Here is a 17,959-nt window from a genome sequence, read left to right as displayed (position 1 = left end):
GGAGCCGGATCAGGCCGACCAGGGCTCGGCTTCGGCTGCGCTCTTCGCCTTGGCGGAGACCGGGCTCTCGCCGATCACGTCGGCGAGCGCGCGCAAGGCTTCCTTGACGCCGTCGCCGGTGATGCCGGAGAGCAGCAGCGGCGTCTTCTTGGCGGCGCGCTTGAGCCGCTCCTTCTGCTTCTTCAATTCGTCCGGCTGGACCGCGTCGATCTTGTTCAGCGCCACGATCTCGATCTTGTCGGTCAGGAGCCCGCCATAGGCATCGAGCTCTTTCCGCACCGTCTTGTAGGCCTTGCCGGCATGCTCGCAGGTTGCATCGACGAGATGCAGCAGCACACGGCAACGCTCGACATGGGCGAGGAAGCGGTCGCCGAGACCCACACCTTCATGGGCGCCCTCGATCAGGCCGGGAATGTCGGCCAGCACGAATTCACGGCCGTCGGCATTCACGACCCCGAGCTGCGGATGCAGCGTGGTGAAGGGATAGTCGGCGATCTTCGGCTTGGCCGCGCTGACCTTGGAGAGAAAGGTCGATTTGCCGGCATTGGGCAGGCCGACGAGGCCGGCATCCGCGATCAGCTTCAGCCGCAGCCAGATCCAGCGCTCCTCGCCGGGCTGGCCGGGATTGGCGTTGCGCGGCGCGCGGTTGGTCGAGGTCTTGAAATGCGCGTTGCCGAAACCGCCATTGCCGCCTTCGGCGAGCACGAATTTTTCGCCGACATTGGTGAAGTCGTGGATCAGGGTCTCGCGGTCCTCGTCGAAGATCTGCGTGCCCAGGGGGACCTTCAGCGTGATCGGCTTGCCGTTGGCACCGTGACGGTCCGAGCCTGAGCCGTTTTCACCCTTCTGGGCCTTGAAATGCTGCTGGTAGCGGTAGTCGATCAGCGTATTGAGCCCATCAGCGACCTCGATGACGACATTGCCGCCGCGGCCGCCATTGCCGCCGGAGGGGCCGCCGAATTCGATGAATTTTTCGCGGCGGAACGCCACGCAGCCGTTCCCGCCGTCACCGGAGCGGATATAGACCTTTGCTTCGTCAAGGAATTTCATGGGCCATAGGTAGGCTAGCCGGTCCCGCGCGGCAACCCGGATTGACCCGCAAACCGGCCGAATTTCCGCGATTTTCGCCCCGTGCTTAACCCCAAGATGAGGTCCAAGACGAGGTCCAAGCCGACGTCCAAGCCGACGTCAGGCGGGCCGCCGCCGGATCAGGAATTTCTGCGCGCCCTCCAGCACCAGCTCCTTGCGCTGGTTGAACACGGTGCTTTTGAGCGTGACTGTCCCGGTCGTGCGTCCCGGCACGAGCTCAGTGACTTCGAGCGCAGGATAGATCGTGTCGTCGGCAAAGACGGGCTTGAGGAACCGGCTCGACTGCTCGAGGAAGCCGACCAGGGAATTCTCGACCATGAACGGAAACAGGCCGGCGCCGGGCGCGGTGTGGATCAGCGTCTGGAAACCGTGGGCCAGCAGATGCGGCATGCCGCGGCTGCGGCAATACTCCACGTCGTAATGCACTGGATGGGTGTCGCCGCTCGCGGTCTGGAACGCCGCGAACACCGCCGAGGTCTGGGTGCGGCTCGGCAGCACGAAGCGCTCGCCGACCACGAAATCCTCAAACCAGCGTTGCGCGGGGATCATGCGATGCCGGGTCGGATCGAAATCGGTCATGTCCAAGCTCTCTGTTCGTGGGCGGCCTATCGCTACCGCGGCGCGAAGAGTGCGACAATCCGTTCAATTCGGCGAAGCGGGCTTGTCCCGGCTGCCCACGTCATTAAAACGACCGCAAGCGACTCTATTCGCCGGTTTCCGAACGCTCTCCGCCCGTCATTGCGAGCGAAGCGAAGCAATCCAGATCGCCTCCGCGGACACAGTCTGGATTGTTTCGTCGCAAGAGCTCCTCGCAACGACGGGTTTCCACGATCGACAGCAATGCCTCTCTTCAAAAACCTCTCCGCCTATGATGATCGCTCCGCGCGCCTTGCCGGCATCGCACTCATGGTGCTGTCGATCTTCATGTTCTCGTTCGGCGATGCCATGGGCAAGTTCCTGGTCGGGACGTATTCGGTGGGGCAATTGCTGTTCCTGCGCGCCTGCGCGGCGCTGCTGCTGCTGTCGCCGCTGGTCTGGCGGCAGCGCCACCAGTTCCTGCATCTGGAGCGGCCGCGCCTGCAGCTCTTCCGCGTCGTGCTGTCGACGCTCGAGGTCGCCGCCTTCTTCCTTGCGACCGTCTATCTGCCGCTTGCCGACGTCATCACCTATTATCTGGCAGGGCCGATTTTCGTCACCGCGATGTCGGCGGTGTTCCTGGGCGAGAAGGTCGGCTGGCGGCGCTGGACGGCGATCCTGATCGGCTTCTGCGGCGTCCTGATCGCGCTGCGGCCGTCGGCGCAGACCGTCAGCCTGCCGGCGCTGATCGCGCTCGGCGGCAGCCTGTCGTTCGCAACCTTGATGCTGATCACGCGCAGCCTGCGCAAGACGCCGGACATCGTGATGGCGTCCTCGCAATTCGTCGGCACGTTCCTGCTCGGCGCGGTGCTGTCGGCGTTCCACTGGGTGCCGCCGACATCGGGCAGCCTCGCGATCTTCGCGCTGGCGGGGTGCATCTCGGTGACCGCGCTGTTCTGCGTCAACCGCTCGCTCAAGCTCGCACCGGCCAGTGTCGTCGTGCCCTATCAATATTCGATGATCGTCTGGGCCGTGATCTTCGGCTTCGTCGTGTTCGGCGACGTGCCGTCCATCGCCACCATCGTCGGCGCCGTCATCATCATCGGCGCCGGCTTCTACATCTACTTGCGCGAGCGCGATCTGGGGCGCCCGAGTGCAGAGGTGAATCCGCCGGCGTAGCTCTTACCCTCCCCTGGAGGGGGAGGGTCGATCGCGCGAAGCGCGAGCGGGGTGGGGTGATCTCTCCGCACGGGCACTGTTGGACGGGCAGAGACCGTCACCCCACCCCGTCTCACATCTTCGCTGCGCTCGATGTGAGCCGACCCTCCCCCTCCAGGGGAGGGTAAACGCCCTACCTCACCCGTCGCGCGCTGCTCCAGCTCTTCAGCGACGACCACACCCCGCGCGAGAGGCGGAAGCAGTCGACGGGCGTGGAGGAGCCCAGCGCCAGGAAGCGGTGCAGCTGGACCCCGCTCCACTGGAAGCCGCACTTCTCCAGCACGTTGCGCGACGCCGGATTGGTGACGCGCGCGCCGGCATGGAGGTGCTCGTCCTCGAACTCCTCGAAGAAGAAGTCGATCGCGCCGCGCGCGGCCTCGGTGGCAAAGCCCCGGCCCCAATGCTCGACGCCGAGCCAATAGCCGAGCTCGGCATTGTCGGGCGTCGAGCAGTCGATGCCGACCATGCCGACCGGTCCGCTGTCGTGCTCGATCAGGAACACGGTCTCGCTGCCGAGCGCGGCGGTGGCGCGGACGAATTCGACGGCGTCGTCCTGCGAATAGGGATGCGGCAGGCGGCGGGTGTTCTCCGCGACACGGCGGTCATTGGCGAGGAGGGCGATGGTCCTGACGTCGGCGAGTGTCGGCCGCCGCAAGGTCAGCCGCTCGGTGGCGACGACGCTGGGTCTCGCCTCCCGCAAGGTCACGCTCGAAAAATCCTGCAACATGTCCGGCTCCGTCGAAGTCACTAAGTGAAAAGTGAGGACGCAAACGAAAGGGGAGGCCGGTTTCCCTGCCTCCCCTGGAGCCTTCGATCTTTTGATCTTCAGGACTCCGCCGGTTCGGTCAAGGACCCGGCGGACTCCAGATTTGATCCGCCGTCTATTCAGCCGCCTCTGCGAGCGGGAGCACCGATACGAAGGTGCGGCCGTTGGCTTTGGCCTGGAACGTGACGCGACCCTCGATCTTGGCGAACAGAGTGTGGTCCGTGCCCATGCCGACATTAAGGCCGGGATGCCAGGTGGTGCCGCGCTGACGCGCAATGATGTTGCCGGGAATGACGACTTCCCCGCCGAACGCCTTGATACCGAGGCGCTTACCCTTGGAATCGCGACCGTTGCGCGATGAACCGCCTGCTTTTTTGTGAGCCATGGCTCGTCTCCGAAATCCTGCGTATGTCTAGATCAATTCCTTGACGGAATCATTTCACGATTTCCCACGCATCAATTCGTGATTGCGCGTGACAAAATTATGCGGCGGCTTCTTCGGTTGCCTTTTCCTTGACGACCTTTTCCCGCTTCGGACGCGGGCCCTTGGTGGGCTTGGCGTTGTCGGTCAGGATCTCGCTGATGCGAAGCACCGTGATCTCGTCGCGGTAGCCGCGCTTGCGGCGCGAGTTCTTGCGGCGGCGCTTCTTGAACGCGATGACCTTGGGGCCGCGCTTGTGGTCGAGCACCTCGACGGCCACGGACGCACCGGCCACCGTCGGAATGCCCAGGACCGGCGTGTCGCCGCCGACCAGCAGAACTTCGTTCAACTGCACGATCGTGCCGACTTCGGCTTCGATCTTGCCTACTTCGAGAACATCATCCGGCACGACGCGGTATTGCTTGCCGCCGGTTTTGATGACTGCGAACATCGTTTTTTCTCCGTGTTCAAATCCCGGCCTCGCGACGAAATTCGTCCGGGCCGGCTTTTTGTCAGTCGCTATGGGTTTATGCGAGTTTTGTGCGGGCGGGAGTTATCCCTTTGAAAACCCACGCAAAAACAAGCGGCGCGAGAAACGCCCCGCGCCGGTTGTGGGACTTATAGCCGCGATCCCCGCCGAGTCAAGGAAAACTGCCGAAAACGGCCCGGATTTGAAGGATTTGGCCGTTCGCATGCCCGCAATCGAATCCCGGTCCGCGCTGCAACCAACGGGTTCCCTCGTCGTTGTCCCCGCGAATTCTCGCGCGGGCAGGGCTTAGCATGGCAACAGACGAGCTGGTGAAGACGACGACGGGCATCGCCCATCACGGGGCGGAGCGGCTGCCCTCGGTGGACGTCGACAGTTTCAACATCGAGATGAAGGACGAGGACGGTTTTCTCGGCGACCGCGCCAGCAGGGGCGCGTTCCGCAAGATCCTCGAGCGCTGGCGCAAGCCGCTGCGCAAGACCGGCGAGGATCCGTTCGGCAAGGAGCCCTCGGAGAACGTCAGCAAGAAGACGCTGGACGCCATGCTGGCCGGCGACGACACCGAGGCCTCCGCGGTGGTGCACAGCGCGATCGAGGATTTCGCCCAGGAGCTCGCTTACGTCACGCGGCGTTTCCTCAAGTCCAAGGCCTGGGGGAAGACCGAGCGCATCGTGGTCGGCGGTGGATTCCGCGATTCCCGGCTGGGTGAGCTCGCGATCGCGCGCACCGAGATCATCCTCAAGGCCGAGGAGTTCAAGATCGACATGACGCCGATCCGCCATCACCCGGATGAAGCCGGCCTGCTCGGCGCGCTGCATCTGGCGCCGTCCTGGATTTTCGAGGCCCATGACAGCATTCTGGCCGTCGACATCGGCGGCACCAACATCCGCTGCGGCCTGGTGGAGACCAGCTGGAAGAAGGCCAAGGACCTCTCGAAGGCCAAGGTCGTGAACTCCGACCTGTGGCGTCATGCCGACGACGAGCCGACGCGCGAAGGCGCGGTGAAGCGGCTCACCAAGATGCTGAAGGCGCTGATCGCCGAGGCCGAAAAGGAAGGCTACAAGCTCGCGCCCTTCATCGGCATCGCCTGTCCCGGCGTGATCAACGCGGACGGCTCGATCGAGAAGGGCGCGCAGAACCTGCCGGGCAATTGGGAGAGCAGCAAGTTCAACCTGCCGGCGAGCCTGATCGAGGGCATTCCGCAGATCGGCGAGCACGACACCGCGATCCTGATGCACAATGACGGCGTGGTTCAGGGCCTGTCCGAGGTGCCGTTCATGCAGGACGTCGACCGCTGGGGCGTGCTCACCATCGGCACCGGGCTCGGCAACGCCCGCTTCACCAACCGCCGCAAGGACGGCGGCAATGGCAAGGACAAGGACCGGGATTCTACCGAGAACGGCAAGGACAACGGGAAGAAAAAGAGCAAGGGTGACTGAAGAGAATGCTTCAGGTTGGATCACCGGCCGCGGGCTTGCTCCGCCTCTCCCGCTCGCGGGAGAGGCGGACGCGCCTCGGGCGATGCGAAGCATCGTCCCGCGCGCGGCGGGTGAGGGTCTCTCCACGCGGGAGTTCTCGATGGGGGAGACACCGGCTCCAGAGTAACCTTGACTGGTTAGGTTAAGGACCGGATTGCGTTGCGGCGCACGGCCCGCACGCTAGGGTCGAATCGTCGCCTCACCTGGCTGGCGAAGCCGCCCTTCCCAGCCAGTATTTCAATGAGCGGCACGGGACCGCCAGTGTTTACCGCGTCTGGCGGTCCCACCCCTGCTCGAGAGCATGATGAGACGGGACTCGCGCCCTAACAAAGGTGCGTTCCCTCCCCCCTTGTGGGGGAGGGCTAGGGAGAGGGGTAGCCCAGGAAAAGGTGACGGTCGTTGATGGCGTGGCGGGACGGATGCGCGACGAAGAGAATTCCCGTGTGGCACCCCCCTCACTGCCCCTCCCCCACAAGGGGGGAGGGAACGGAGAGAGCGCTGCCGTCGGCCAAGCGCGATCGACTTCACCCATCCGCTCCAGCTTCCCCGAATTCAACCCCAGCCGATTCTCTGAAAGAACGCCGCGATCTCGGCTGCCGCGCGATCGGGATCTTCCCGATGCGGGAAGTGTCCAACGTCGGGAAACATCGCAACATCGACATTGCCAAAGGTCTCCCCGAGCCGGTCGGTCCAGGCATAGGGAAACAGCGGATCGTGCTCGGCCCAGCGGACGCAGGTCGGCACGTCGATTGGCGGCAGTCGTGACGCCTCGCCCTTCATCATCGCGACACGCCCGGCATGCGACGCGCGATAATGCGCAAAGCCGCCGGCGATGTTGCCCGGCTTGAAAAAATTGTCGGCGAAGGCGTCGAGGACGTCGTCGAAGGCATTCTTTCGATGCGCCCAGCCCTTCAGGAAGTGGCTGATATAGAGCTGGCAGGTCTCGCGGCTCGCGCCCACGAGCGCGGGCGCCATCTCCATCTGGTGGAAAGATTGATACCAGATGTGGTTGAGCCGGTCGGGCGCCGCCATGCGCGGTCCGATGCCGGGATAGACGAAATCGAAGAAGAACAGCCCGGCGATCCGCTCCGGTGCCTGCCGGGCCAGCGGCTGCATCACGGCGCCGCCGACATCATGGCCGACCACGGCGAATCGCGCGATGCCGAGCCCGTCCATCAGCGCCAGCACGTCCGCCGCATGGCCATCGGGCCCGTAAGGCCCCTCTGGCTTGTCGCTGCCGCCGAAGCCGCGCAGATCGGGCGTGACCAGCATGAAGCGATCGGCCAGCCGGGCCATCACCGGCTCCCAGGTCAGCCAGAATTCCGGCCAACCATGCAGCAAAAGCAGCGGTTTGCCCCGTCCGGCGCGGGCCACGTGGAAATTGGCGCCGTTGGCCTTGATCGTGAGATGCTCCATGGCAATTCCTTCCGGCGACGAGAGCGTTTTCGAGCGAAGTGGAGACCGGTTCGCGTCAAGAAAGCGCGCCAAAACAAGAATCTGGAGCCCCGTTCCGATCCATCGGAACGGAAGTGGCTCCAGCACAGGGATGAAAGAGGCAGCGGATTTTCCCCTTTGGCGCCTTGTCTGGCCCGCCAACCTCGCCTATTAACGCCCCCAACCACAGGGGCCCTGCTCCTACCTTGGCGCCTTCAGGAGAGGTGGCAGAGTGGTTGAATGCACCGCACTCGAAATGCGGCATAGGTGCAAGCCTATCGGGGGTTCGAATCCCTCCCTCTCCGCCATACTGATTTAATCCCTTGCGACTTTTCCTGTTCAACCTCCGACCTGACCCCATGTGGGCAAGGCTCGCGAGAGGCGTTCGGTTCATCCAAGTGCTGGTCGTGTTAGGTGGGGCTTCGGTGCCGGTCCTTCCTCGGGCCAAATGACCGCAACGATCCGCTGGCTAAATTGTTTCCGGACGAAGCCGTCCCAGCCGCCGAGCCCTCCGTCCACGTTGCGGAAGGCCGCCAGCTTGTCGGCCACCTGAACCGCCCCAGCGGCGCGCAGCCTTTCCACCGCCATTTGGTGGGTGACAGGGTCGTTCATCGCTTCTTCCTTACTTCGAGATGCTCGGGGCCGAGCCAGCAACTAGGCAGGGTATAGTCGTTCGCAAAGTTGCCGGCATAAAGCGACCTGGCAAAAGTGGCCGCTTGAATCTCCGCCCGGACTTTATCTTTGGTAAGGTCGAGTGCGCGGTCGTTATCATCAATCTTCGCCACTGCCTCTGTTCGGTGGCAGGTACGCAAATTCGCGCTGGCATATTCTGCCAGGATTTTCAGCTTCGGCAGTTCGTCTGCAAGATGAATCCCGTGCGGATCGACGATGTCCGCCACGGATAGTTCCGTCAGCATGTTCGGAGAAGAAGATGAAGTCCGGCCGCACGATTTTCATTTCGTCGCCGTCTTTGTATGTCACTCCTAGAGAATCCTGACTTGCTCGGTCCGGGTTGCGATACCAAGCGATAGTACCTTCTCGCTGCAATTCGGCCGCGACAACACTACCCTCCCATGAATTGAAATGCTCCGGGAACGGCCATCGCTGTCACATAAGAGGTGCTTCTCTAAGCGCGGTAGATCGAACACCGTCCCATTCGGCTCACGCGCTGTCGTCGGTTGCATCCAACTGTTGGGGCGAGCAAGATCAACATCCAATGGGTGCGCGCTCATTTCTCGGATTTGCCGCCGATGCTGCGGACGAACCGCAACGTGAAGCCGGAATGATCGGGCGCGTCCGAAGAGAAAATCGCCTGCGTTTGCTGCGGCAGGTTCACTGATGTCCGTTGCTCTCACGGGCCCTGCAATGATGACATCATGCTCCTGTGTTGCCCGACGAGTCAAACGACGCGCGACGTCATCCGAATCCTCCGACACTAGGATCGCCGCCCGGTCAAACGAGTCCGGGCCCCGCGTAAGTCATTGATCCTGCATCCGCCGCCTACTGTGCATGGGGTTGTTTTCGAGCCTTTTTTGGCGTCCCGCCCCGAAAGGCTTAAGGGTAATCCTCACGCCACCCCGGCTGGCCTCTCCAGATCGGATCACCATCCACCAAGCGAGACCAACATGCACTCTTCCGCCACCGGCTGGGGCAACGGGCTTCTCGGCGTCATCATCTTCAGCGGCTCGCTGCCGGCGACGCGCGTGGCGGTCGGCGGATTTTCCGCGCTGTTCCTGACCTCGGTGCGCGCGGTGATCGCGGCGCTGATCGGCGTGGCCGTGCTCGGCCTGCTCCGCCAGGCGTGGCCGCAGCGCAGGGATCTCGCCTCGCTCGCCATCGTCGCGATCGGCGTGGTGGTCGGCTTTCCGCTGCTGACGGCGCTCGCGCTGCAGCACATCACCTCGGCGCATTCGATCGTCTTCATCGGGCTGTTGCCGCTCTCCACCGCGATCTTCGGCGTGCTGCGCGGCGGCGAGCGGCCGCAGCCGATGTTCTGGCTGTTCGCCGTGCTCGGCAGCGCCACGGTCGCGGGCTTCGCCCTGTCCAACGACGGCACCGCATCGCTTCGCGGCGACCTCCTGATGGTCGCCGCGATCGTGCTGTGCGGGCTCGGCTATGCCGAGGGCGCCGCGCTGTCGCGCCGGCTCGGCGGCTGGCAGGTGATCTCCTGGGCCCTGCTGCTGGCGCTGCCGCTGATGGTGCCGCTCGCGGTCTGGACCTGGCCGCCGGACTGGAGCGGCGTCGGTGCGCCCGCCTGGATCGGGCTCGCCTACGTCTCGGTCTTCAGCATGTTCGTCGGTTTCATCTTCTGGTACCGCGGACTTGCGATCGGCGGCATCGCCCGTGTCGGCCAGTTGCAGCAGCTCCAGCCGTTCTTCGGTCTCGCACTCGCCGGCCTGCTGCTGCACGAGCCCGTCGCCTGGAGCATGATCGCGGCGACCGCGCTGGTGGTCACCTGCGTCTTCTTCGCGCGGCGGTTTGCCTGAGGCGGGCGGCCTCACTCGCCTCCCATCACGGTCCGCGTCAACGTGCTTCTTGCAAACTTCTTCAGCGGCATCGGCTTTCCGAACAGGAAACCCTGCACGAGGTCGAAGCCGAGTTCGCTGGCGACGACGAGGTCGGCGCGGCTCTCGACGCCCTCGGCGACCGCATGCACGCCATAGCCATGCGAAAGCTCGACGATGTGGCGGCACACCGTGCGCTTGAGCCGGTCATTGCCGCTGCCGGTGACGAAGTGCCGGTCGGCCTTCAGCTTGATGAAGGGAATCTTGCCGAGGTCCATCAGCGACGGCCAGTTGGCGCCGAGATTGTCGACCGACAGGCCGATATTGTGCAGACGCACTTCGCGGGCGACCTCGACGAGGAGATCGAGATCGCGGATCGCCTCCTCGCTGTCGATCTCGATCGTCAGCCCGCCGAAGGCCGGATGCGTCGGCATGCGGCGGCAGAGATCGCGCACGGCCTGCGGCTCCTTCAGATACGCCGCCGGCAGGTTGATCGAGAGATCGACCGGGCTCTGCCGCTCCAGCAGATAGTGCCAGTCCTGCACGGCGCGCTCGATCACGAATTCCGAGAGGTCGCGCAGATGCGGATCGTGCGCCTCGGGGATGAAATAGGCCGGCGGCACCACGCCCCAGGTCGGATGACGCATCCGCACCAGCGCCTCGGCGCCGCTGCGGACCAGCGTGCGCGCGTCGATCCTGGGCTGGTACCAGAGCTCGAGCCAGCCGGCATGCAGCGCCTCGCCGACGTGCACGGCAGGGCTCGGCGCCGGCTCGTCCGGCAGCAGCATTGCGACGCGCTCGCGCAACGTCTCCGCGGCAAAGGGCGTCGTCAGCGGCGGCAGCATCGCAAGGCCGTATTCCTCGCCGACCTGCTGCACGGCCCGAACGATGATCGACTCGCGGGCGCCGACGGCCAGAACCTTGCCGTCGAAGGCCTCGCGCACCAGCGTCTCCAGGAACGTGCCGGGCTCGATTCCGTCGGCGGCGATGCCAAGCAGAATCAGGTCGGGCAATTCGCGCGTCAGCACGCCCTGCAGCTCGTCGGCGCTGGCGCATTCGGTGGTGACGAAGCCGAGATCCTCCAGCACTTCGGCGAGAAAGGCGCGCAAATGGCGCTTGCCGTCGGCAACGCATGCTCGCGGCGTTACCTTTCGCCGTCCGAAGGTCTTTGGCCTTCGTCCGGCGAGTTCAACAATTTCGTCGTTCATCGCAAACCACTCCCGTTCCGCGACGGTGTTAGCGACGTGAGCAGTTTCAAATATGGAAGGCTTCAGCCCAATGCTGGATTATCTGGGTAACGTTAAAGCGCGCATCATTCCTAAAATTGTTCGGATCTCCTTCGCGAAGTTTTCACGTCTGGACACGCGTGGCGTGCAGGCCTGCGACAATCATGCGGGGATTTCGCGACGCGCGGTTCGACGACCCGCGCGCCCGGTGTCCTGCAATTGGACGGGCCTGCGCGCACTTCGCCCAATTGAATAATGCCGGCCTCAATTGGCCGTATGCGCCCGAGCATGGAAGCGAGCGCCGCGATCGAAGAACTCAACTTCGCGCGATGCGCGCATATTGCCGCCTGGCTCGTGACAGTTCCGCGACAATGCGCCGGGCGGCAAATGTGAAGCACGTCACATGCGCATTGCTGCACCTGCGCTAATGCTCGCGACAGCCGGTGGTGGGCTGTCGAAGGATCGCAGCAATGACGACGCGGCGACTATTGTATTGGTGGTTCAGATTCGTGCTGTCGGGACGATTTCTCGACCGCTTCTTTTGCCTGCCGCGCTAGCGCTCGCGGCACAAGATCAGGTTTGCCCGATCAATTTGCGGAACGCCGCCGCGCCGTCCTCGATCGCATCGCGTCCCTTCCAGGCCAGATAGGACAGCTTTCCGCCCAGCGTGTCGTGGCTGCGGAGCCGGCGCGATCCGAGGATGTGGCCGACATTGGACGGGAAGCGGCTCACCTCGGCGGACACCAGCGCCGCGATCGCGTCCATCAATTGCTGCAGGCGGATGCCCCATTCGCAATGTTCGATGCCGTCGATGCGCACCTTGAGCGCGTATTCGGTGTCGTAGATCTCGGCGAGCAGGTCGCGCGCGACCAGCACCCGGTTGTGCCGGAGTGCGATGCGCAAGGCGAGGCGCTTGTCGTCGAGTTGGTCGAGCGCCATGTGGACGACACAGGCGTAGGGCGTGGCGGCGACGTCGGCGGCGCTCTTGCTCGCGGCAGCCTTGGTGGCAAGGCGCACCAATTGCCACGGCGTCTTCAACCGCCTCGCCACCAGCGCCAGCGCGAAGGGCAGCGCTTCGGGATTCGCCTTCTTGAAGGCATCGAGCCGCGCGGTGATCTGATCAACCAGGCCGTCGTCGAATTTCGCGATCTTCTCGGGCAGCTTTTCGCCGAACTTGGGCAGCGCGGCGCCGGCGCGCAGCACGTGCTGCATCTTCTTCACGTCGTCGAAGGCGGTGCGCGAGGCGGTGTATTGCGCGAGCTTGCCGCGCGCGAACTCGGTGCTCTCCGCCGAAGCGAAAGTGCTCTCGAGGACCTTGACGACCTTGGTCTGGAAGGTCGATGCGATCTTCAGCACTTCCTTGGGATTGTTGGCGGTGACCTGGTCGTTGATCGCCTTGATGTAGTCGCGCGCCATGGTCGGCAGCAGGTCGCGGCAGATCCATTCCCAGATCGGGGTGAGGGTGTTGCGCGAGATCCGCCCCATATTGGCATGCTCGGGTGCGCCGTCGATCAGGAGCAACTCGAGCGGCGCGAAGAAATAGCGCGAGGGACTGGTGGCGCGCGCCTGGGTCGATCCGTCCTTGCGAAACTCGGCGCGCAGGCGCGACTGGATCTCGGGCGAGCCCGGCATGTCGATGCCGCACAGCTCGAGCCGCTCGAGTTCGCTGAGCAGACAGCTCCGCGACAGCGGCGTGAGCCTCTGCAGGAATTCCGACAGGCGGTCGATCTCGTTCATGGCACGCAGTCTTTCGCAGCGTTTCCCGCAAGGCTCGCGGGCCCAATGCGTGGAGGCATTTGCGCGCTCTCAATCGTGCTAAGAAAGCAAGCCGCCGTTAATTAATTCGTAAAATCCGGGGAACCGGCGTCGGGCGGGGTTTGGTGGTGGAGCGGCTTTCCACCTCGCGGCTCAAGATTTGAGCGGAAATCTCAACCTTTGCGGGGACGGCGACAGCCCCGCGCAAGCACAAATTGTGCCGACGCCGTTGTTTGAGCGCAAAACTGTCGAAATCACCGTAGTCTTACGGAGCAAAAAGTTAACCACAGATCGCCTCCGGTTCCGCTAAATGAGTGACATGGGGTCACAGAATGATACGGCCACCGATTCGCGGCCGTCGGAACGGTACGAAAGCGGCGCTTCTCCAGCTGAAGAGCTCGATTTCGTCCGCCTGAACGCGGCTGGGGCCAAGGCGGCCGACGAGATGGCCGCGGCCATCGCCCGCGAGCTCAACGGCCCCCTCACGGCGCTGCTGCTTTACATGGGCGAGATCAAGCATCACAGCGATCAGCTCGCGCCTGTCACGGGTGACCGCGCCTATTTGCAGCGGGTGGTGGAGAATGCGCTGACGCAGACCGAGCGCGTTTGTGGCCTGGTCAAGCAGCTTGCGGGTCCTCACACGGGCGGCCCGCCGGTCCCGTCCAGGACCGAGGACGCCGAATCGAGAGCCGCGCGCGCGCCGCAGTCGCAGCGCGTGCCGAGCGCCGAGTTCCTCGGCCTGTCGGGCCAGAAGCGGCTGACCAAGCGCGAGCGCGAGGTGCTGAGGCTGATCAGCGAGGGCTATTCGAACAAGCAGGGTGCGCTTCGGATGCAGATCAGTCCGCGTACGTTCGAGAGCCATCGCGCGGAGGCGATGCGCAAGCTCGGTGCGCGCAACACCGCGGACCTCGTCCGTGCGGCGCTGCTGCATGCGATCGACTGAAGGTCTCGTATTGTGCCGTCCGCCGGCGGCGTGGGCCGCGCTTGAGCGATTGCTCGAGAAAGCCCGGGAATCCGATCGCGCTCAGAAATAATCTTCAGCGAAGGGACGCGTGCGCGGCGAGGGGCGCAGCGGCTTAAGCTCTTCCTTCGGTGCGTTGGGAATGATGGTGATGGTCCAGCGCGGCGGCATGCTCGATTCCTGCTCTACCACCGAACGCACGAAGCCGGTCACCGTCGATGCGCCAGCGGTCACCGTCGCCATCCGGCCGTTGAACTGCGCGATGCGGAAGCGACGAACTTCTTTCTGATCCGCGGTCTCGTATGTGAACATGGAAACCCTCCTGGTTTCCCGCGACTATCGCTACCTATGATTAGCCATCTGTGAAAATCCCAAACCGTAGAAGTACGGCGGGTTTGCACGCGCGAGGGGTTGGAGCGTTTTCGAGCGAAATGGATGCCGGTTCGCGTGAAGAAAACGCGTCAAAACAGGAATCTAGCCCTCCGGCTCCTGCGCGCGCGCGGCGGCGTAGGCGGCGTCCATCAGGTCGAGGAGGTCGCGGAATTCGGCGTCGCCGAGCTTCTCGGCGGTCTTCTCCAACCGCAGCGCCAGCGCAGCGAGCCTGACATAGCCGAACGTTCCCGCGGCGCTCTTCAGCGAATGCGCTTCGCGCGCGATCCTGGCGCGATGCTGCGCAAGCCAGAGCGCACGGAACAGTTGCAGGCGCGCACAGGTCTCGCTCCAGAACACGTCGCGCACTTCCCCGGCACCATCCTCGCCGATCTCGCGCACCAGCGCCTCGTACGCGCCCGGCTCGCGTGCAGTCTCGGCATCGAGCACTGTCTGCGCCGGCGCGACGGATACTTCAAACATGGCTTTGCCTGCCTCGATCACGATTGGCCCGCTGCGCGGCCCGTACCGGCGCAAGGCACGCTCGTGTCTACGGCATTCGAATTTCAGTTCCGGTAGCGGGACGCCCCGTATTTGCAGGCCGCAATTAGCCGCCGGTTTACCACGACGCGCCGGTCAGCGCGGGCCGAGCAGCCGGTCATACTGCGCCTTCACGGTGGCGTAGCATTCGCACGCCGTCCGGCGCAGGCCGTCCAGATTGAGGATCTGGATGTGGCCGCGGCTGTAGTGGATGAAATTGGCCTGCTGCAGGCTATTGGCGACCAGCGACACGCTGTTGCGCCGCGCGCCGATCATCTGCGCCATCGCCTCCTGGGTCAGCAGCAGCCGGTAGTCGCCCGAAAGGTCATGGGTGTGCAACAGACAGCGCGACAGCCGCGACTCCACGGGATGGGCGGCGTTGCAGCCCGCGGTCTGCTGGATCTGCACGTAGACCGCCAGCCCATGGCGCGTGAGCAGCGTCCGCAAGGTGGCGCTCTGATCGGCCGCGACGCGCAGCCGGTCGAGATCCACCACCGTCGCGACGCCGGGTACCAGCACGATTGCCGTATTCAGCGCGCATGCATCGCCCAGGGTCGAGAAAGCCCCGAACAGGCTGTCACGGCCGATCATGGCGACTTGCACATGCTCTCCCTTGGCGAGTTCCACCACCAGCGAGATGACGCCGCGATGGGGAAAGTAGGCGCGCTTGAGCGTCTCGCCGGTCTCGACCAGCACCGCGTCATGCGGCAGATCGACCGTACGCAGGTGCGGACGGATCAGTTCATAATCGTCTGCCGAAAGGGCGGACAGGAAACCGTTGGAGGGACGCACCATCGTTTCCAAAGCCGCCTCCCGTCTCCTGCACCTGCGACTCGCCGCAGGCGACGTCGCTTCCCGTGCGGGCAAGTTCCATCATGTTCCCGCCGGGATATATTGGCAATTGGGACAAGATGTCCGACCACGATGATCGCCGCTGCGTTGCTGCGTGCGCTTCGGCTTACGGGCTGATCGCGTCGCGGGCATCACCGCGAGGTTCCGACCAGGCGCGCGTGGCTGGCCTTCACCGCCGAATAGCAATCGCAGGACGTGGTCTCCAGCGCCAGCGGATCGATGATTTCGATCTGGCCGCGGGTGTAGCGAATGACGCCGGCACGCTGGAGCGCATGTGCGACCAGGGAAATGGCGTTGCGCCGCACGCCGATCATCTGCGCCAGCACCTCCTGTGTCAGCGGGAGGATTTCGCTGTCGCACAGGTCGCGGGCCCGCAACAGCCAGCGCGCCAGCCGTGCCTCGATCGGGTGGAGCGTGTTGCAAAGCAACGATTGCTGCGCGTGCGCGAGCATGGCCTGCTCATGGCGGACCATCAGGCTGCGAAACGCCGTGCTTGCGGCAGCAACCGTGCGGAAGGCCGTGATTTCGAGCATGGAAGCGGTTCCGGGGAACAGCACGACGGCGTCGGCCAGCGCGATGCCGTCGGCAAGCGCCGCACCGCCGCCCACGACGCTGTCGCGGCCCAGCATCGCGACTTCGATCGTCTGTCCTTCCGAAAGGCTGACCGTGATCGATACCGATCCGCCGTGCGGGAAGTAGATGTGTCTCAGCGCGGCACCGGCTTCACTCAAGACAGATTCCCTGACCATTTCGACCGTCGCGAGATGGGGACTCAGCAGATTCAAATCAGCCGCGTCGAGCAGTTGCAGCAACAGGTTGGGCGGCTGGTCGCTCGCGGTCATCAGGTCGATCCGGCGCGTTCGATAAATGCTCGGCATCGCGCCCTGTTCGGCGTCCAGTTGCGCGATGGCCAAAACATATTATACAGGTTGCGTCGCTATCCATATACCCGTTGGGAGGCAGACAGCCTGAGGCATTTGCGGCGGAAATGAGAATAGCGCGCTGATTCGCTCATGAGCCTGCGTGCCAATCCTGCGAGGATCGCAGGAAGAGGCGGCAAGGGGGCCATCATGAGCCGGAAGCCATTGCATCCGCGGTGCCATCGGACGCCGGCCGAACCGCGCGGCCTCATTCGTTGGGCGCGCGCTTGCAGCCCTCCAACATTGCTCCGATCCCTGGCGCCGGGTGGCGGCAGATCTTGCGTCCCTCGTCTTCCCCGTTCGGCCAACGAACCTCGCGACCATCCATTTTTCGGCTGAAAGCAAAGGAGAAAGGCGTGCCCCACGGTTCGATGATTGAATCGCCGAAACGGGAAGCTCAAATGGGGACAGATGGTCTGCGCCATATTCTCGTTGTCGACGACGACCCGATGGTCTGCATGGCCATCGAGATCTATCTCCAGCGCAACAATTTTCGGGTGACGATTGCCGAAGGAGGGGAAGCCGGACTCCGCGCCCTCGAACACGAACAGTTCGACCTGATGATCATCGATATCTTCATGCCGCACATGCGCGGGTTCGAATCGATCCGGCTCTTTCACGAGCGGGCGCCGGCCATTCCGCTGATCGCGATGTCCGGCTACGCCTTCGCAAATCTGAATTCGCCGGCCCCCGATTTCCTCCGGATGGCGCTGGAACTCGGTGCGGCGCGCTGTCTGCGCAAGCCGTTCACGCCGCATGCCCTGCTCGCCGCCATCAACGATTGTCTGTCGGAGCACCGTCCCGATGCCGACGCCGCCTCCGCCGCACGGCTGGGTTAGCGCGGCACCAACCGCCTCGGACGCGGGGTAACCCTTCGTTTACCGCAATGGCTGGCCTTGGGGATCCCGGCACGCCACGAAGCGACGGTGGCGCGAGCGCCCCTGTTTGCAGGCGGCGCGATCCAATTGCGCGAAGGCGCGCATATTGTCCTTGACGCGCAGGCCTTTCGCGCGGGTCTCGCCCCGCCGTTATCGGCACGTTTACCCAACGCGTCTCGCGCTCGCGGCGCAGTGCCGGTCTTGTTAAAAAACGCTGTCTCATGCGGCCGAACCGCAAACTTGTCTTCAATATCCGTATTAGCACGGAGGATGAAATTAACGGGACCGTGAAAAGGGATGTCTAACGATCCAGGGTAGGGCTTCCGTCCATGCCAAGCGCGGCTCAGGCGTAAAGGTCCAGGTCAGTAAGGCGTAGCTCATGGATGATCTGTTGCGGGAGTTTCTGACGGAGACCAGCGAGAGCCTGGATACCGTGGACAACCAGCTGGTGAAGTTCGAGCAGGAGCCGAACAACGCCAAGATCC

Annotated in this window: 19 protein-coding genes and 1 tRNA gene; 6 read left to right on the top strand and 14 right to left on the bottom strand. The window is 64.0% G+C overall.

Annotation, left to right across the window (positions count from 1 at the left end; all coding sequences use genetic code 11):
• Positions 1–9 precede the first annotated feature (9 nt).
• On the bottom strand, positions 10–1,050 hold the full coding sequence (obgE, locus tag NR187_RS29785; RefSeq protein ID WP_256808659.1) for a GTPase ObgE: 1,041 nt from the start codon (positions 1,048–1,050) through the stop codon (positions 10–12).
• Between the two features lie 138 nt (positions 1,051–1,188).
• Complete coding sequence (locus tag NR187_RS29780; RefSeq protein ID WP_211383581.1) at positions 1,189–1,668, bottom strand: MaoC family dehydratase; 480 nt, start codon at positions 1,666–1,668, stop codon at positions 1,189–1,191.
• Between the two features lie 261 nt (positions 1,669–1,929).
• Here NR187_RS29780 and NR187_RS29775 point away from each other — a divergent pair, with 261 nt between their 5' ends.
• On the top strand, positions 1,930–2,844 hold the full coding sequence (locus tag NR187_RS29775) for a DMT family transporter (protein WP_211383580.1): 915 nt from the start codon (positions 1,930–1,932) through the stop codon (positions 2,842–2,844).
• A gap of 172 nt (positions 2,845–3,016) precedes the next feature.
• On the opposite strand, the gene NR187_RS29770 is transcribed toward NR187_RS29775, so the two are convergent.
• From NR187_RS29770 to rplU, 3 genes are all read right to left on the bottom strand, one after another.
• Positions 3,017–3,610 carry a GNAT family N-acetyltransferase gene (locus tag NR187_RS29770; RefSeq protein ID WP_211383579.1) on the bottom strand — a complete coding sequence of 198 codons (594 nt, stop codon included), beginning with the start codon at positions 3,608–3,610 and terminating at the stop codon, positions 3,017–3,019.
• 154 nt (positions 3,611–3,764) lie between these two features.
• Complete coding sequence (gene rpmA / locus NR187_RS29765; protein WP_008137923.1) at positions 3,765–4,034, bottom strand: 50S ribosomal protein L27; 270 nt, start codon at positions 4,032–4,034, stop codon at positions 3,765–3,767.
• A gap of 97 nt (positions 4,035–4,131) precedes the next feature.
• Entirely contained in the window at positions 4,132–4,521 is a 390-nt protein-coding gene (rplU, locus tag NR187_RS29760) for a 50S ribosomal protein L21 (RefSeq protein WP_256808657.1), read from the bottom strand.
• 329 nt (positions 4,522–4,850) lie between these two features.
• Here rplU and NR187_RS29755 point away from each other — a divergent pair, with 329 nt between their 5' ends.
• Positions 4,851–5,996, top strand: coding sequence for an ROK family protein (locus NR187_RS29755; RefSeq protein ID WP_256808654.1), 1,146 nt, complete (start codon positions 4,851–4,853; stop codon positions 5,994–5,996).
• A gap of 591 nt (positions 5,997–6,587) precedes the next feature.
• Here NR187_RS29755 and NR187_RS29750 read toward each other — a convergent pair.
• A complete protein-coding gene (locus NR187_RS29750; RefSeq protein ID WP_211383576.1) occupies positions 6,588–7,451 on the bottom strand; it encodes an alpha/beta fold hydrolase in 864 nt (287 codons plus the stop codon).
• Positions 7,452–7,687: 236 nt separating this feature from the next.
• Between NR187_RS29750 and NR187_RS29745 the strand changes: the two genes are divergently transcribed.
• Positions 7,688–7,777: transfer RNA gene (locus NR187_RS29745), tRNA-Ser, on the top strand.
• Positions 7,778–7,859: 82 nt separating this feature from the next.
• On the opposite strand, the gene NR187_RS29740 is transcribed toward NR187_RS29745, so the two are convergent.
• Positions 7,860–8,081, bottom strand: a complete 222-nt coding sequence (locus tag NR187_RS29740) for a hypothetical protein (protein ID WP_211383575.1) — start codon at positions 8,079–8,081, stop codon at positions 7,860–7,862.
• Positions 8,078–8,368 (bottom strand): hypothetical protein, encoded by a 291-nt coding sequence (locus tag NR187_RS29735; protein WP_211383574.1) that lies wholly within the window; start codon positions 8,366–8,368, stop codon positions 8,078–8,080. The genes NR187_RS29740 and NR187_RS29735 overlap by 4 nt, the downstream gene beginning before the upstream one ends.
• A gap of 726 nt (positions 8,369–9,094) precedes the next feature.
• Here NR187_RS29735 and NR187_RS29730 point away from each other — a divergent pair.
• Positions 9,095–9,955: a DMT family transporter gene (locus NR187_RS29730; protein WP_256808650.1), complete on the top strand. Its 861-nt coding sequence runs from the start codon at positions 9,095–9,097 to the stop codon at positions 9,953–9,955.
• An 11-nt stretch (positions 9,956–9,966) separates the two neighbouring features.
• Here NR187_RS29730 and NR187_RS29725 read toward each other — a convergent pair whose 3' ends face one another.
• Complete coding sequence (locus tag NR187_RS29725; protein ID WP_256808649.1) at positions 9,967–11,181, bottom strand: EAL domain-containing protein; 1,215 nt, start codon at positions 11,179–11,181, stop codon at positions 9,967–9,969.
• 591 nt (positions 11,182–11,772) lie between these two features.
• Positions 11,773–12,936 carry a hypothetical protein gene (locus NR187_RS29720; protein ID WP_211383571.1) on the bottom strand — a complete coding sequence of 388 codons (1,164 nt, stop codon included), beginning with the start codon at positions 12,934–12,936 and terminating at the stop codon, positions 11,773–11,775.
• A gap of 337 nt (positions 12,937–13,273) precedes the next feature.
• Here NR187_RS29720 and NR187_RS29715 point away from each other — a divergent pair, with 337 nt between their 5' ends.
• Complete coding sequence (locus NR187_RS29715; RefSeq protein WP_211383570.1) at positions 13,274–13,897, top strand: helix-turn-helix transcriptional regulator; 624 nt, start codon at positions 13,274–13,276, stop codon at positions 13,895–13,897.
• Positions 13,898–13,978: 81 nt separating this feature from the next.
• On the opposite strand, the gene NR187_RS29710 is transcribed toward NR187_RS29715, so the two are convergent.
• The 4 genes from NR187_RS29710 to NR187_RS29695 form a co-directional block, all read right to left on the bottom strand.
• Positions 13,979–14,227 (bottom strand): hypothetical protein, encoded by a 249-nt coding sequence (locus NR187_RS29710; RefSeq protein ID WP_211383569.1) that lies wholly within the window; start codon positions 14,225–14,227, stop codon positions 13,979–13,981.
• 162 nt (positions 14,228–14,389) lie between these two features.
• Entirely contained in the window at positions 14,390–14,767 is a 378-nt protein-coding gene (locus tag NR187_RS29705; protein ID WP_211383568.1) for an Hpt domain-containing protein, read from the bottom strand.
• Between the two features lie 153 nt (positions 14,768–14,920).
• Entirely contained in the window at positions 14,921–15,619 is a 699-nt protein-coding gene (locus NR187_RS29700; RefSeq protein ID WP_211384204.1) for a Crp/Fnr family transcriptional regulator, read from the bottom strand.
• A gap of 188 nt (positions 15,620–15,807) precedes the next feature.
• The gene (locus NR187_RS29695) at positions 15,808–16,518 is read right to left on the bottom strand and encodes a Crp/Fnr family transcriptional regulator (protein WP_211384203.1); all 711 of its coding nucleotides are present in this window, start codon (positions 16,516–16,518) and stop codon (positions 15,808–15,810) included.
• Positions 16,519–16,952: 434 nt separating this feature from the next.
• Here NR187_RS29695 and NR187_RS29690 point away from each other — a divergent pair, with 434 nt between their 5' ends.
• Positions 16,953–17,435: a response regulator gene (locus NR187_RS29690; RefSeq protein ID WP_372703282.1), complete on the top strand. Its 483-nt coding sequence runs from the start codon at positions 16,953–16,955 to the stop codon at positions 17,433–17,435.
• The last annotated feature ends 524 nt before the right edge of the window (positions 17,436–17,959 follow it).

Source organism: Bradyrhizobium sp. Bra64, from assembly GCF_024519875.1.
Taxonomy (GTDB): Bacteria; Pseudomonadota; Alphaproteobacteria; order Rhizobiales; family Xanthobacteraceae; genus Bradyrhizobium; species Bradyrhizobium japonicum_G.
This window is presented reverse-complemented; position numbering and strand designations above follow the sequence as displayed.

Coding starts and splice junctions, on each gene's coding strand:
- NR187_RS29775 (WP_211383580.1), top strand. CDS start 1,930: ATGCCTCTCTTCAAAAACCTCTCCGCCTATGATGATCGCTCCGCGCGC.
- NR187_RS29720 (WP_211383571.1), bottom strand. CDS start 12,936: ATGAACGAGATCGACCGCCTGTCGGAATTCCTGCAGAGGCTCACGCCG.
- NR187_RS29770 (WP_211383579.1), bottom strand. CDS start 3,610: ATGTTGCAGGATTTTTCGAGCGTGACCTTGCGGGAGGCGAGACCCAGC.
- NR187_RS29705 (WP_211383568.1), bottom strand. CDS start 14,767: ATGTTTGAAGTATCCGTCGCGCCGGCGCAGACAGTGCTCGATGCCGAG.
- NR187_RS29750 (WP_211383576.1), bottom strand. CDS start 7,451: ATGGAGCATCTCACGATCAAGGCCAACGGCGCCAATTTCCACGTGGCC.
- rpmA (WP_008137923.1), bottom strand. CDS start 4,034: ATGGCTCACAAAAAAGCAGGCGGTTCATCGCGCAACGGTCGCGATTCC.
- obgE (WP_256808659.1), bottom strand. CDS start 1,050: ATGAAATTCCTTGACGAAGCAAAGGTCTATATCCGCTCCGGTGACGGC.
- NR187_RS29700 (WP_211384204.1), bottom strand. CDS start 15,619: ATGGTGCGTCCCTCCAACGGTTTCCTGTCCGCCCTTTCGGCAGACGAT.
- NR187_RS29780 (WP_211383581.1), bottom strand. CDS start 1,668: ATGACCGATTTCGATCCGACCCGGCATCGCATGATCCCCGCGCAACGC.
- NR187_RS29710 (WP_211383569.1), bottom strand. CDS start 14,227: ATGTTCACATACGAGACCGCGGATCAGAAAGAAGTTCGTCGCTTCCGC.
- NR187_RS29730 (WP_256808650.1), top strand. CDS start 9,095: ATGCACTCTTCCGCCACCGGCTGGGGCAACGGGCTTCTCGGCGTCATC.
- NR187_RS29715 (WP_211383570.1), top strand. CDS start 13,274: ATGGGGTCACAGAATGATACGGCCACCGATTCGCGGCCGTCGGAACGG.
- NR187_RS29695 (WP_211384203.1), bottom strand. CDS start 16,518: ATGACCGCGAGCGACCAGCCGCCCAACCTGTTGCTGCAACTGCTCGAC.
- NR187_RS29725 (WP_256808649.1), bottom strand. CDS start 11,181: ATGAACGACGAAATTGTTGAACTCGCCGGACGAAGGCCAAAGACCTTC.
- rplU (WP_256808657.1), bottom strand. CDS start 4,521: ATGTTCGCAGTCATCAAAACCGGCGGCAAGCAATACCGCGTCGTGCCG.
- NR187_RS29740 (WP_211383575.1), bottom strand. CDS start 8,081: ATGAACGACCCTGTCACCCACCAAATGGCGGTGGAAAGGCTGCGCGCC.
- NR187_RS29755 (WP_256808654.1), top strand. CDS start 4,851: ATGGCAACAGACGAGCTGGTGAAGACGACGACGGGCATCGCCCATCAC.